Source organism: Photobacterium galatheae, from assembly GCF_000695255.1.
In the GTDB taxonomy this organism is placed as follows: Bacteria; Pseudomonadota; Gammaproteobacteria; order Enterobacterales; family Vibrionaceae; genus Photobacterium; species Photobacterium galatheae.
In genome coordinates this window covers 58,996-72,123 of sequence record NZ_JMIB01000023.1, presented here as the reverse complement: position 1 = coordinate 72,123, position 13,128 = coordinate 58,996, and the positions used below count along the sequence as shown (strand labels likewise).

Here is a 13,128-nt window from a genome sequence, read left to right as displayed (position 1 = left end):
AGATATGCAGAGGGAAATATGAATCTTATCCAAGACCTGAACTGGCGTTATGCCGTCCGTCGTTTTTCTGATCAGAAAGTTCAGCCTGAGCTTGTGGAACAGCTTGTAGAATCCGCACGGCTGAGCGCATCGTCTTTTGGTTTGCAACCTTATCGCTTGCTGGTCATTCAATCTGCAGCGATCAGAGAAGCGTTACTGCCGCATTCGATGGGGCAGGATAAAATTCTGAACAGTTCTCATCTGGTTGTGTTTGCGGCGCAGACTGCATCTTCTGAGACATTGGTTGATCGTTATGCTCAGCGTGTATCGGAGGCGCGTCAGATACCGCTGACTGATCTGTCTGGTATGGTGGACGCCTTCAAAAGTGCGTTAGCCTCACAATCAGAAAGAGAACGTTTAGCGTGGGCGCATCAGCAAGCCAATATTGCCCTCGGTCAGTTTCTGGCGGCCGCGGCAGTGCTCAAAGTTGATGCTTGCCCGATGGGAGGCTTCGATGCCAAAGGCTACGACGATGTATTAGGACTGGCCGAGCAAGGACTGACAACCTCAGTGATTTGTCCAATCGGTTATCGTCATCCGGATGACGCAAGCGCCCATCAGCCGAAAGTCAGAGTCCCAACTGAAACTTTTGCGCAATGGGTGAATTAAGCGTTCAGCTTGTCTCTTCAGACTGAATTGGTCTCTGACCCTGTTGAAATCTCGAAGGAGCACTTCATCATTGATCGAGCGAATGATGAAGTGCGAATTCTGAAACGCCTACTTGATATCAGTCTGATGTTATTCATGGATCAGGCTGGCGGTGATTGTACCTGTCGGTGTTCAAAACTTTTACAGACTGTGTTGGCGTATGAATTGCGCAGGGAGTGCTGGTTAGAGGCATGAGTCAATCCGCATTGAATCCCGAATAACGGGTCGATCCTTGATATACAAGGGGTTGCGTGCATGAAAACCTGTGTGGTCTCGGTGGGGACTCTGTTGAATGGCTGTCAGTGCTTTTTACATGCGTTTTCAAGCGTAAACGAGGAAGTCTTCGTGAGTGATCCCGGGAAATGGATGCGCCATAAAAGATGAATGAATTAAGTGATTGTTTGCTTTTCAATAAGCACTGTTCTTTCGTGCATTTCTTAATTTCAGGATAAGGTGTCAGGTTCACTGGCATATATCTTGTCTGATCCACTTTGCGAATATCAATATGGTGAAGTGGAGAAGTACCATGAACAAACTTGGTAAATATACATTATTCAGTTTGATGTTGATGGCGGGAGCCAATGTAAGTGCGGCCATCGTCCAGGTCCAGTTTAGTAATTTTACCGGTGCTTGGGTGAATACCACGGCGACTGCTGGGGGCGGTCAGCCGACAACCATCGGGAATGGCAGTGACAATCCAATGTTGCGTTGGGGAATCCCTTTTAATAACGGTGGTCCGCAAAGTGGGTATGATTTTAAATCAACTCCTGCTTTTGCAACGGCCTTTGATACGAATTCTGGCACTAGCCCGGATTTTACGTTAGGCATGTTTACACACTTGAATAATGTCATCTCAAGTGATGGTGCAAGTCTGTTGACGACCGATTTAGAGTTAAATACAACGGTGTCAATTGATGGTGGTGCACCTATTGACGTTCAATTTGTGTTTCATTTCACCCATAACGAAACAGATAACGGCGCAGACCCATGTGCAAATGGTCAGGCAAATGGTGCTGGCGTCAATGTGAATGGCTGTGCTGATATTATCACTGTCACAACGGCTGACTTCAGCGATGCCATTACTGTGAATGGGATTGACTATATCCTGAATATTCAGGGATTTCTGGCGAATGGTATGTTTGCGACCGAATTTCAGACCATCGAAGAAAATACCAATTTTGCTTTGATTGTTGCGAATCTGACGGCAAGGGAAAGTGATGTGCCAATGCCTGAACCGGCCAGTATGGTTTATTTCGTTTCTTTTATTCTGGCTTTGACTGCGATACGCCGCAGGTTTACCCGAAAACAGAATCAGTAATCTGGCAATGTCAGTTGCAATAAGAATAAAGGCGCAGTGAGCGCCTTTATTGTTTTCAGAGACATGACCGGGAAATTATATTGTCGCCGTCGATTCAATTAAAATCGCATCATGACGCCAGTATTCGAGATCGCAGTCAATCAGGTTGCCATGCTGGTCATAGTTGATTCGCTCAACAAACATGGCCGGTGTGCCAGAGGTTGCACGCAGGTGATGGGCCGTATCGGCCATCAAAGACGTAGAGCGGACTCTGAACTGAGTTTTTGAATAGATCACGCCATACTGTTCGCGATAAGTCGATGTCAGCGAGTCCGTAATATTGTGCTTGAACAGATCCGGAAAGTGGCGCGGTGAAATAAAGTTTGTGACCACAACCACAGGGCGTTCATCGAGAAAGCGAAGCCGGTCGATTCGGTAGACTTCTGTCAGTGGTTTGACATTCAGTAATGATGCTGCCCGTCGGCTGGCCGGTACTCTTTTGGCCGACAACAACTCAGACCGTGGTGTTCGGCCTTGTGCTTTCGCCATGGCGGGGAAGTCGGTGGTATAAGTCGGGTCGTATCGTAAAGGGTCTGGCGACACAAACCAGCCGCGGCGATCTTCACGATAGAGCTTGCCTTCCGCTTCCAATAAAGCCAGTGATTCACGCAGGGTGACGCGCGTGGTACTGAATGACTCCGCGAGCTTACGTTCAGCCGGCAGTTTATGCCCACCGCTGAGTAGCCCGGCATCAATCTGCTCGTTGATGGCTTCCATGATTTTTAAATATTGCACTGTTTCTGTCCTGTTACCGGCTGCAAAATGGCTCAGCCAGATCGCTATGATATAAGGCTAATCACGTGGCGTCATTAGCATAAAGAACGTTCAGCGTTTTCGCCATGCCTGGGTGTATTGATCACTGAGTCGATTTGCACCGACATGAAGAAGCTTCACGGCGGCTGCTGTGATCAGAATCATCACAGCCATCGCTGCTGCAGGCCCGGTTTGTCCCGCGTCATCCATATTCAGCACAGAAACGGATGCAGGTAGGGTGTCGGTCGCATAGAGAAAAACGATGGCTGATGTTGTGGTCATCGCATTCATGAAGAGATAGGCGGCAATCTCCAGAATGGCGGGCATACAGACCGGCACTGTGACCTTCAGGAACGTTTTGAACTGAGGCACATTTAACGAGGCTGAAATGGCTTCTATCTCAGCCGGTAATTGCTTCAGTGCAGTGACTGCTGTCATATGGCCGACGGTATAATAGTGAGCCACAGTATTCACGACCAGGATGGTGAGGGTGCCATACAGCCAGGAAAGGGGGTTATCAGTCTGATTAAAAAAGAAAATATATCCCAGACCTAAGACCATGCCCGGTACGGCCATGGGCAAAATTGCCAGCATTTGCATCAGGTGCCGTAAGGGCGCGAAGCTGCGTCCTTTCTCAATACAGTATGCGCAGGTGAAAATCACCAGAGTGCCCACGATAGCCACACCTGCTGCCAGTTTGAGTGAGTTGAAATAAGGTGCCCAGCCGTAAGTGCTGAATTCGGCAAAGTTGTAGTTGTTCAGACTCAGCGTCGTATTCCAGGGCCAGAACGTGACCAGTGAACCGTAGACTGCCATGCCAATTACGGTTAAAACCGCAAGGGCAATCAGGGAGCAAAACAGCAGGCACAGGCCATCGCGAATCCGGTTGGGTTCAGGCTGGTACGCTACAGAACGGGCATCAAACAGGTTTTGTTGCTTTTTCTGGACCCAGCGATCGCCAACAAAAGCGAACAGCGCAGGCAAGAGTAAGACCACAGAAGTCACTGCGCCCATGGCAAAGTTTTGCTGGCCAACCACTTGCTTGAAGATGTCGGTTGCGAGCACGTTATATTGTCCGCCGATCACTTTCGGGACGCCGAAGTCGCACACGACCAGGGTAAAGACCACGATCAATGCGCTGATGAGTCCGTATTTTGCACCCGGCAGGGTCACCAGAAAGAAGGTACGAACCGGGGAAGTGTTCAGTGCTTTTGCCGCTTCATAGAGTCTCGCATCTGAAGTTTTTAGGGATGTTGTCACAATCATCAGGGCGTGTGGAAAGGTCCAGAATATCAGGCCGATCGCGATGCCTATCGGGCCGTAAATACTGTGTCCCATGAGCAGTTCTTTGGCGATGCCCTGATTGCCAAACAGATAAATCAGACTGATCGCGGGCAGCAGCGAGGGTGCCAGAATCGGCGCTGAACCCATCACGGTAAAGAGGCCTTTGAATGGCATACAACTTCGGGTGAGGGCATAGGCGTAACCAAAGGCCAGCACACCCACAAAGCCAGTCACGACAGCGCCAATCAGGAGGGTGTTTTGCAGCGACAACCATAGCGAAGGAGAAGCAAAATACGCCGTGAAATTCGCCATGCCGACAAATGCACCGTCAGCATCCTGAACACTTTTTTGCAGCATTGCCAGCAAGGGAGCCACAATGAAGAGGCTCATCAAGCCGGTACATACAACCAGAAGTGTACCCAGCGTCAGATTATCGCGGCCGAGGCTGTGCCGGAACCGGGATACGGATTGCATGAAACCGGCTGAAGTTCCGGCCGGTGCTCCGGATGAATTGGTACCGTGCGGTTGGGTCAGTTGAGTCATGGCGGATGTCCTGTTTATTGGCTCTGACGGTAAATCTGGGTGTGCTTTTCAGCAATGTGCAGGTGCAGGTAGTGGCCCCGGCTCAGACCCAAATTCCGGATTTCACGAATTGGCACATCCACTTTAATCATCGGAAGCTGGTGGGCGCCCTGCAGCTTGCAGTCTGCACGCATGAAAGTCCCCTGAAATTCAAGATCTTCGACCTGAACGAGCAGGCTGCTTTCACTTTGCTGTCCGGGGGGCAGAAAGTGCAAATCTTCCGGACGCAGGCCCAGCTCCACTTGTTCTCCGCGTGTGAATTCAGCGGCAGGCAGCGGCAGTAACGATTCTCCGATCCGCATTTGATGTTCGCTGACGACCGAGGCCGGCAGGAAATTCATCTGGCCGACGAACTCCGCAACAAATCGGGATGCCGGGTGCTGATAAATTTCCTGAGGTGTGCCAACCTGCTCGATACAGCCGTGGTTCATGACCACAATACGATCTGCCATCGCCAGCGCTTCTTCCTGATCATGGGTCACCATGATGGTGGTAATTCCCAACTGGCGTTGCAGGCGGCGAATTTCTTCACGCAGATGTGCACGTACCTTTGCATCCAGAGCCGAGAGGGGTTCATCAAGCAGTAATAATCCTGGCGATAATGATAAGGCACGGGCCAGAGCAACACGCTGTTGTTGTCCGCCGGAAAGCTGGTTGGGGTATTTGTGGCCGGCATCGGGCAGTGCGATCGTCTCCAGCCACTGGCTGACAATAGCATCGACTTCAGACAATGATTTTCCCTGATTTCGTAAACCAAGGCTCAGGTTTTCACTCACGGTCAGATTCGGGAACAGCGCATAGGATTGGAACACAATGCCGAAATCGCGTTTTTCCGGCGGCAGGAAAGTGATATCCCGTCCTGCTTGTTCGATGGTGCCCGAGCTTGCCAGATCCAGCCCGGCAATGGCCCGCAACAGCGTGGTTTTACCGCAGCCCGATGGCCCCAGAAAACAAATGAACTCGCCTTGATTGATGTCTAACGAGATGTTTTTCAGGGCGGTAAACTGCCCAAACTGTTTACCGACGTGTGAGATTTTCAGGTAAGTTTCCATAGCAACAGTGACTCTCTATTTGGTATATACCAAATTTAGTCCGGGTGGATGACACTTCAATGACAGAAGCTTGACGATCAGAAGACAGCGGTGATGGCTCATGCGACCAGAAACAGAAAAAGGCAACCCGGACAGGTTGCCTTGAAAAATAGTCTAAGCCTGAGGTTACGAGCGTGGTTCAGACTTCGCGTCGAATTTATCCGACCAGGTCTTCAGCACATCTTCACGACTGACCGCCATTTTAGAAAAGTCCATTTTCACCATGGCTTGCTGAACATTCGGGTAGTTTTTCACGGGTTTGTTTACGTCTTTACGACCGACAACCGGGTAGAATTCGTTGTACAGTCTGTTCGCTTCTTTCGACAGAGACCAGTCAACCAGACGTTTTGCCGCATCAGACTGTGGATTGACCAGACCCACCGCTTCGGCTTCCCAGCCCACACCGCCTTTCGGCAGAATGATATCGATTGGCGCACCCTGAGATTTCAGCTTGGCACCACGAATTGCCATGGAAATACCAATCGCGACTTCACCCATGCCCGCCTGAACACAAGGTTTAGAACCTGAATGGGTGTAATGTGCAATGTTTTGATCCAGCTGAGTCATGTATTCCCAGCCTTTTTGATCGCCCATGGATTGCAGCCAGGCGGAAACCTGCATGTACCCTGTGCCGGAAGAGGCTGGGTTCGGCATCGCAATATGGCCTTTGTACTCAGGTTTCAGCAGATCTTCCCAGGAAGCGGGCTTGCTCAGGCCAAGCTGCTTGGCAACTTTTTCGTTAAAGCAAACCGCGTTGAAGAAGGCGTCGTTCCCAAACCAGGCTGGATTTGCTTGCGGGTCGATCAGGTTGGCGTGAATTTTATTCAGACCTTTCGGCTGATAAGGCTTCAGCACGCCTTCTTCTTTGAGCAGTGCCATGGAAGAACCGGCCAGTCCCCAGACGACATCTGCACGCGGGTTACCTTTTTCAGCCAGCAGCTTGGCGGTCATGATCCCGGTTGAATCGCGAACCCATTTGATTTTGATATCCGGGTTGGCTTTCTCAAAACCGTTTTTGAATTTCGCCAGCATGTCCGTTTCAAAGGCTGTATAAACCGTCAGCTCTTGAGCGGCAAATACCTGAGAAGCGTTCAAAGCCATCAGGGCAGTGAGTGGCGCAACAAGCCATGTCTTTTTCATAAATTCATCCTACACGTTGATTTGGTCTGTACCAGATTTGTTCGACACGGAAGATGCTAGGTGGCCTTTATGACAATTCTATGATTCATCGATGTCAGTTTGATGAGCATGGTGTGATCGTGATTCAGCGCAAATTCAGACGGAAAATTGTCGAAAATCGTTAAGATGAAACTTTTGTGAAGACTTCAGGCTGCGCATTTACAGCGCTGAGCAGGCACCGCTATAGTGATTGAAAATCTGGTCTAGTCCAAAAGGTAAATCAATGGCTAATTCTGAGAATCAATATCTTCTGCTTACTCCAGGCCCTTTAACCACAACCCGGACGGTTCGTGAAGCGATGCTCCAGGACTGGTGCACTTGGGATGATGACTACAATGTGGACGTCGTTCAGCAGATTCGCCAACAGCTGGTTGAGATCGCAACCTCACACAGCGGTTATACCAGCGTGCTCATGCAGGGCAGCGGGACGGCTTCGGTCGAGGCAACACTGGGCTCGGTGATCCCGGCAGATGGCAAGTTGCTGGTGATCAACAATGGGGCTTACGGTGCCCGTATCGCACAAATTGCACAGGTGCTGAATATTCCGCATCAGAACTGGGATCTGGGTGAAATCAGCCAGCCGGATTTAAATGTGCTGGATCAGAGACTGCGTGACGATTCAGACATTACGCATGTGGCGATGGTGCATTGCGAAACGACGACCGGCATGCTGAATCCGGTTGAAAGTGTCGCACAGCGAGTGAAAGCGGCTGGAAAAGTCATGATTTTAGATGCGATGTCCAGTTTCGGCGGTATCCCGATGGATATCGGTGCACTGGGCATTGATTTTCTGATCAGCTCGGCCAATAAGTGTATTCAGGGTGTTCCGGGCTTTGGCTTTGTGATTGCCCGGAGTGCGCTGTTGGCGGGGTGTCAGGGGCGGGCGCGTTCCGTGTCGCTGGATCTCTATGATCAATGGCAGTGTATGGAAGTGAATCACGGTAAATGGCGTTTTACGTCACCGACGCATACCGTCAGAGCCTTTGCACAGGCCTTGACTGAGCTGGCGCAGGAAGGCGGCGTGTCTGCCCGTCATCAGCGCTATCATACCAATCAGACAATGCTGGTAGCCGGTATGCAGAAACTCGGTTTTTCCTGCTTGCTGGATGAAGCATTGCATTCACCCATCATTACGTCTTTCTATTCGCCTGAGTCGCCGTCTTACAATTTCAAACGATTTTACGACCGTCTGAAAGCCAGAGGGTTTGTGATTTATCCCGGTAAAGTCTCGGATGCGGACTGTTTTCGTATTGGCAATATTGGCGATGTGCATCCTGTCGATATTGAGCGCTTGCTGAAAGCCATTGCGGATTCAATGTACTGGACAACAGAAGCGGCTGAGACAGGAGTGCAGGCATGAAGACACACGCGCCGTCATTGAGCCAGCGCGCGCTGGCCTGTGAAGGTGATACCAATACTTCGCCGTCCCGTGAGCGTTGGACGGCCGCTATTTCTGATACCGCAACTCAGGCGTTGCTGGAAGATGACAGCCGTTACTTTTTGCATCAGGCCATGTCTACTCCCTGTCTGGATGCACTGGAAAGCGCTGAAGGGATCTACCTGACGGATGTCGCCGGGAAACGTTACATGGACTTTCATGGCAACAATGTTCATCAGCTGGGGCACGGACACCCTGAAGTTTTGGCGGCCATTCAGAACCAGCTCGCGACGTTGCCTTTCGCGCCAAGACGTTTTACGCACCAGACAGCAGTCGACTGTGCGAAGGCGCTGACAGCAATCGCGGGCGGTGAGCTGAACCGGGTGTTGTTCGCTCCCGGTGGAACGTCTGTGATCGGCATGGCCCTGAAGCTGGCGCGTTTTATCACGGGTCATTACAAAGTGGTGTCGTTGTGGGATGCCTTTCATGGCGCTTCGCTGGATGCAATTTCTGTCGGTGGGGAAGCCTGTTTTCGCGAAGGGATGGGGCCACTGATGGCTGGCGTAGAACGAATCCCGCCCCCGGTGAGCTATCGCGGTGCTTTGCCGTCTCAGGATGGATCCGACCTGCATTATGCCGACTACCTGGAATACGTGATTGAGAAAGAAGGCGGCATTGGTGCTTTTATCGCAGAAGGCGTCCGCAATACCGATGTGCAGGTGCCGAGTCGGGCTTATTGGCAGCGGGTGCGTGACATTTGCGATCGGCACAATGTCATGTTGATCATTGACGATATTCCGAATGGCATGGGCCGCACTGGCCATTGGTTTACCCATCAGGCGTTTGGCATCGAGCCGGATATTCTGTGTATTGGCAAAGGTCTGGGCGGCGGTGTGGTACCGATGGCGGCCATGTTGACGAAGGATCAATACAATCTGGCTGCTCAGGTTTCTCTGGGACATTACACCCATGAAAAAAGCCCGATAGGTTGCGCGGCAGCGCTGGCGACCATTCGTGTGATGGAAGAGCAACAGTTACTGGCGAAAGTGCAGGATGATGCGGCCTATCTGTCTGGCAGGCTGCGCACAATGAAAGCACGATGGCCAATCATTGGCGATGTCCGCGGGATGGGTTTGCTTTGGGGCATTGAACTGGTGACAGACAGAACCACGCAGGCGCGTGCTTTTGCAGCCGCAGAGCAGGTGATGTATCGCTGTCTTGAGCTGGGGCTGAGCTTCAAGGTGTCACAGGGGAATGTCATTCAGCTCAGTCCGCCGCTTACCATTTTGCGCGACGATCTGGCTCAGGCTTTGGACTGGGTCGAGCAGGCAATTGCAGAAGCCTGCGAACAACATTATCAAGGTTTAATTGGCTGATACGAGTCAGCCAGATCAACAGATGAGAACGATCATGACAAAACAAGTTCAAGCCGTCATTTTTGACTGGGCCGGTACCGTGGTTGATTTTGGATCCTTTGCGCCCACGACTATTTTCGTTGAAGCCTTCAGGCGCGAGTACGATTTTGAGATCTCACTGGCTGAAGCGCGTGTCCCTATGGGGCTGGGAAAATGGGATCATATCAAGGCCGTCGGCGAATTACCTGAAGTCGCAGCGCGCTGGCAAGACCGGTTCGGGCGGGCGATGAATACAGAGGATATCGATAAGATTTACCATACTTTTATGCCGCTTCAGGTGGCGAAGGTGGCGGAGCATGCCAATTTAATTCCGGGCACGCTGGACGTGGTGGCTGCGTTGAGAGCACAGAATATTCGCATCGGTTCTTGCTCTGGCTATCCACGTGTCGTGATGAATGAGCTATTGCCGGCCGCTGCGGCCAGAGGTTTTGAACCGGACTGTGTGGTTGCGACGGACGATCTGGCGGCTGGGGGACGGCCGGGACCATTTATGGCGCTCCAGAATGTCATCAACCTGGGGGCTGGCGATGTCGCCTGTTGCGTCAAAGTCGATGATTCTGTCCCGGGGATCGAAGAAGGCCACCATGCCGGTATGTGGACGGTGGCACTCTTGTTGTCAGGGAATGAGGCCGGGTTGACTGAAGCTGAATATCTGAATGCATCGGAAGCGCAGTTAAACTCTGCCCGGGAAAAAGCGAGAAACGCTTTTCAGCATTGCCGAGCACATTATCAAATCGACACCATTGCTAACTTGCCTGCAGTGATTCTGGATATTAATCAGCGTTTGGTTGCAGGCGAACGTCCTTAATCCTATTTTTACAATTTTTCTTTTCCTGATTGCCAAACTTTCCTCTGTTAATTTTGTTTATTGATGGCAGGAAAGTTTGGCTTTATTCGTTCGGTTGCACTTATTTCGTTTCTTGAATTTTTAAGCTTGCGGGCGCTTTATTGGTGCAAGTGCACGATTTCTTTACACATTTCTATTTATTTTAGAAATAGTGATGCATCAATGCACATTGAGGTTTTTTCAGATAATCCATTGAAGTAAAAGACTTTTCTGTTCGTTTTTCACGGGTGGTTATCAGAGAGGGAATCAACTGGCTCAGAATTTGCTAATACTTCTGCTCAATAAAAATGCGACTCAAAAAAGAGGAGAATGAGAGTGTTGGTTGTGAAAGTGTATGTTCTTGTGTTGCTTTTGCGTAAATATTCACGGCAAATCAAGAGAAATATAAAAATTACAAAGCGTGGCGAGTTGTTTGTTTTTTGTGCGGTGTATGTTAATTGGGTGTTTTTCCAGTATTTTTTATTTGATGCAAAGCAAGAAAAAACACGATCGCGCGCAAAAAAATGAAGCGCTAAAAAAGTAAGCTTCGGGGGAAGGCATTATAGTATTCGCTTAATATAGCATTCGTCCAATTTACTTTAGCTTGCACAAAAATGCTGTTGAATTCTTGTGAAGGATAGTTATGAAATCATCAGTTGAAGCCCACCGAGCGAAAGAGATTGTATTTGATTACACCTCATTCCTGTCTGTGCTGTGTCATCACAGGCCAACACTGTGGGATGCATTTAAAGTGATGTTACCTGCTTTAGAGTTTTCCTGGGGGAGAGCCAGTGGTTCGCATGTCAGCAAAACCGAGCGGTTGACCAATCAGGCTTTGAAGGTGCTGTCGACAAACACCAGTGATGTGAACAATCTGATCCGCTTACTGAGACTTGCGCGTCTGGAGCAGATTTTTGAACTGAACATTTGCCTGCCGTATTCGCTGGATAAAGAGCAACTGGCATTGATTCAGGAAAAAGCAGAGTGCGATATCCGTGAAGTCGGAAGTAACGGCGAGCAACTGCATATCCGCTTGGCCCAATCCTGAGGTTCGGCATTGCGCCGACTTGCTGTTTTTCTGAGAAAGGGAAACGGTTCTCTAAAACGACCAACAATCATTGTCAATCAAAACGCCAGTCGCTGTGTTGTACTGGCGTTTTACTTTGTGTCTATTCGCAACCGATTGTTCTGCTATCGCTCTGAAATCGTTGCGTTCAATGCAACCGGGAAGCGGGCTGGTGTTTGCGGTTGATAATAAAAGCCATTGCATTTCCGTGAATGGCTGCATCATGAATGGTTGGGTTACAGTACTCATGAATATTCCCGCTTGTGATGACTGCACTGCAATTGCCCATATGCAGGGCTTTCGCCATCAGTTCTTGAGCGGACTGCCCGTTTTTCTTTTTTAACAGCAAGACTTTATTGATATCGATCCCCGCACTTTTCAGCAGGTTGCGATCCAGCAACGCATCTTCACCAATAAACATGATCCAGCGGTTCTGTTCACTGGCTTGCCTGAGTAAGCGAAGCAGGTAAGCCAGTTGGATCATTTCCTGATCGCAGAAACTGACTTCAATCGGATACCGGACCTGGGAGGAACTCAGGGAAGAAGCGTGTGACAGAAAAGTGGATTGATACACCTGAGAAGCGGTTAGTGATTGGAAGCTGTCTAAATGAGCAGTCATGAGAGTTCCATCCTTTGTTAAATGCGCTGATAGTGTGTATTTGTACATGCTGTATGTCTATACAGTAGTTTTGAACAGTACCCGATGCAAGCTTTTTTTTCGATGTTGCTTCACAATTCTTGATTGGTTCTCAGCCATGCTCCCTGTGTTGATTTTGTGTAAATTATTGTTATTTATTGATTTTGTTGTTAGTGGTGTAGGTGCGCGCATGTGTGTGAATCTCGTGTGATAGATATCAAAGATGACCGGAAAAAAGCATGCTTTCCAAACTTATACAGTATCTTATCCAGTACTTTGTACAGTAGACTGAGCGCGGTTAATGTTGTGAAAGAGAAGGGAGCAAGATGAAAATGAAGCGAGGTGTCGCAATGTGGTTGCCTGCCATGCTGCTTGTGTCTGCCAATCTGTTCATTCAGGGCTGTGGTGAACCACTGACAATCACAGCAACGCCGGTCAGAGATGTGGAACGTATTGAGGTCAGGGAAAACACACTGGATGTGTATTGTCCGCGGGGTATCTGTAAATTTGAGTTAAAGGCCAATCAGAAAACAGCGCTCACGATCAACATGTTTTATGACACTGAACAGCCATTTACCAAAATTGAAGGGGTCAATGTGACTGGAAAATCAGGCACCAGTATGACAATGGATGGCCTGCACCAGTTTAAAATGGCTGTAAAACCGCAAAGTGAACCGATTTCCGTACAGGTTGTTGATTATTATCGGTAGTAGCGCGTAGGGCTGCTGTGCTCAAGGAAGGTTGATGGCAGCCTTTTGAGGTGTCATGAATTTCATATAAAAGTGAACAAAGAGTTATGGAAGATTAGAGATATGCTGTGCTTTTTGATTGTTTCATGACGAATATGCTCGTTGATGTTTGATTTGTGTTAGC

The 13,128-nt window shown here is 49.5% G+C and carries 12 protein-coding genes and 1 pseudogene; 8 read left to right on the top strand and 5 right to left on the bottom strand.

What is annotated here, in order from left to right; all coding sequences use genetic code 11:
* Window positions 1-18 precede the first annotated feature (18 nt).
* Window positions 19-648, top strand: coding sequence for an NAD(P)H-dependent oxidoreductase (locus EA58_RS11520; RefSeq protein ID WP_036752732.1), 630 nt, complete (start codon window positions 19-21; stop codon window positions 646-648).
* Window positions 649-1,213: 565 nt separating this feature from the next.
* Window positions 1,214-2,005, top strand: coding sequence for a THxN family PEP-CTERM protein (locus EA58_RS11510; RefSeq protein WP_036752725.1), 792 nt, complete (start codon window positions 1,214-1,216; stop codon window positions 2,003-2,005).
* A gap of 75 nt (window positions 2,006-2,080) precedes the next feature.
* On the opposite strand, the gene phnR is transcribed toward EA58_RS11510, so the two are convergent.
* The 4 genes and pseudogenes from phnR to EA58_RS11490 all read right to left on the bottom strand — a co-directional run bounded on the left by phnR (window position 2,081) and on the right by EA58_RS11490 (window position 6,894).
* Entirely contained in the window at window positions 2,081-2,779 is a 699-nt protein-coding gene (gene phnR / locus EA58_RS11505; RefSeq protein ID WP_036752723.1) for a phosphonate utilization transcriptional regulator PhnR, read from the bottom strand.
* Between the two features lie 90 nt (window positions 2,780-2,869).
* Window positions 2,870-4,525 (bottom strand): annotated as a pseudogene (locus EA58_RS11500) (putative 2-aminoethylphosphonate ABC transporter permease subunit); the annotation flags it as partial.
* A gap of 113 nt (window positions 4,526-4,638) precedes the next feature.
* Window positions 4,639-5,715 (bottom strand): putative 2-aminoethylphosphonate ABC transporter ATP-binding protein, encoded by a 1,077-nt coding sequence (locus EA58_RS11495; protein WP_036752721.1) that lies wholly within the window; start codon window positions 5,713-5,715, stop codon window positions 4,639-4,641.
* A 165-nt stretch (window positions 5,716-5,880) separates the two neighbouring features.
* Window positions 5,881-6,894, bottom strand: coding sequence for a putative 2-aminoethylphosphonate ABC transporter substrate-binding protein (locus tag EA58_RS11490; protein WP_036752719.1), 1,014 nt, complete (start codon window positions 6,892-6,894; stop codon window positions 5,881-5,883).
* A 262-nt stretch (window positions 6,895-7,156) separates the two neighbouring features.
* Here EA58_RS11490 and phnW point away from each other — a divergent pair, with 262 nt between their 5' ends.
* From phnW to EA58_RS11465, 5 genes are all read left to right on the top strand, one after another.
* Window positions 7,157-8,293, top strand: coding sequence for a 2-aminoethylphosphonate--pyruvate transaminase (gene phnW / locus EA58_RS11485; protein WP_036752718.1), 1,137 nt, complete (start codon window positions 7,157-7,159; stop codon window positions 8,291-8,293).
* On the top strand, window positions 8,290-9,687 hold the full coding sequence (locus EA58_RS11480; protein ID WP_051642035.1) for an aspartate aminotransferase family protein: 1,398 nt from the start codon (window positions 8,290-8,292) through the stop codon (window positions 9,685-9,687). Before phnW ends, EA58_RS11480 begins: the two co-directional genes overlap by 4 nt.
* A gap of 34 nt (window positions 9,688-9,721) precedes the next feature.
* Window positions 9,722-10,534, top strand: a complete 813-nt coding sequence (phnX, locus tag EA58_RS11475) for a phosphonoacetaldehyde hydrolase (protein WP_036752717.1) — start codon at window positions 9,722-9,724, stop codon at window positions 10,532-10,534.
* A 354-nt stretch (window positions 10,535-10,888) separates the two neighbouring features.
* Window positions 10,889-11,080, top strand: coding sequence for a hypothetical protein (locus tag EA58_RS11470; RefSeq protein ID WP_152548000.1), 192 nt, complete (start codon window positions 10,889-10,891; stop codon window positions 11,078-11,080).
* 115 nt (window positions 11,081-11,195) lie between these two features.
* Window positions 11,196-11,600 carry a hypothetical protein gene (locus EA58_RS11465; RefSeq protein WP_036752715.1) on the top strand — a complete coding sequence of 135 codons (405 nt, stop codon included), beginning with the start codon at window positions 11,196-11,198 and terminating at the stop codon, window positions 11,598-11,600.
* Between the two features lie 166 nt (window positions 11,601-11,766).
* Here the strand turns inward: EA58_RS11465 and EA58_RS11460 are convergent, their stop codons facing one another.
* On the bottom strand, window positions 11,767-12,237 hold the full coding sequence (locus EA58_RS11460) for a cell division inhibitor SulA (protein ID WP_036752714.1): 471 nt from the start codon (window positions 12,235-12,237) through the stop codon (window positions 11,767-11,769).
* Between the two features lie 344 nt (window positions 12,238-12,581).
* Between EA58_RS11460 and EA58_RS11455 the strand changes: the two genes are divergently transcribed.
* Window positions 12,582-12,965 (top strand): hypothetical protein, encoded by a 384-nt coding sequence (locus EA58_RS11455; RefSeq protein WP_036752713.1) that lies wholly within the window; start codon window positions 12,582-12,584, stop codon window positions 12,963-12,965.
* The last annotated feature ends 163 nt before the right edge of the window (window positions 12,966-13,128 follow it).

Excerpts from the sequence above, each read along its gene's own strand:
- EA58_RS11465 (WP_036752715.1), top strand. The coding sequence starts at position 11,196 with ATGAAATCATCAGTTGAAGCCCACCGAGCGAAAGAGATTGTATTTGAT.
- phnX (WP_036752717.1), top strand. The coding sequence starts at position 9,722 with ATGACAAAACAAGTTCAAGCCGTCATTTTTGACTGGGCCGGTACCGTG.
- EA58_RS11520 (WP_036752732.1), top strand. The coding sequence starts at position 19 with ATGAATCTTATCCAAGACCTGAACTGGCGTTATGCCGTCCGTCGTTTT.
- EA58_RS11495 (WP_036752721.1), bottom strand. The coding sequence starts at position 5,715 with ATGGAAACTTACCTGAAAATCTCACACGTCGGTAAACAGTTTGGGCAG.
- EA58_RS11455 (WP_036752713.1), top strand. The coding sequence starts at position 12,582 with ATGAAAATGAAGCGAGGTGTCGCAATGTGGTTGCCTGCCATGCTGCTT.
- EA58_RS11510 (WP_036752725.1), top strand. The coding sequence starts at position 1,214 with ATGAACAAACTTGGTAAATATACATTATTCAGTTTGATGTTGATGGCG.
- EA58_RS11460 (WP_036752714.1), bottom strand. The coding sequence starts at position 12,237 with ATGACTGCTCATTTAGACAGCTTCCAATCACTAACCGCTTCTCAGGTG.
- phnW (WP_036752718.1), top strand. The coding sequence starts at position 7,157 with ATGGCTAATTCTGAGAATCAATATCTTCTGCTTACTCCAGGCCCTTTA.
- EA58_RS11480 (WP_051642035.1), top strand. The coding sequence starts at position 8,290 with ATGAAGACACACGCGCCGTCATTGAGCCAGCGCGCGCTGGCCTGTGAA.
- EA58_RS11490 (WP_036752719.1), bottom strand. The coding sequence starts at position 6,894 with ATGAAAAAGACATGGCTTGTTGCGCCACTCACTGCCCTGATGGCTTTG.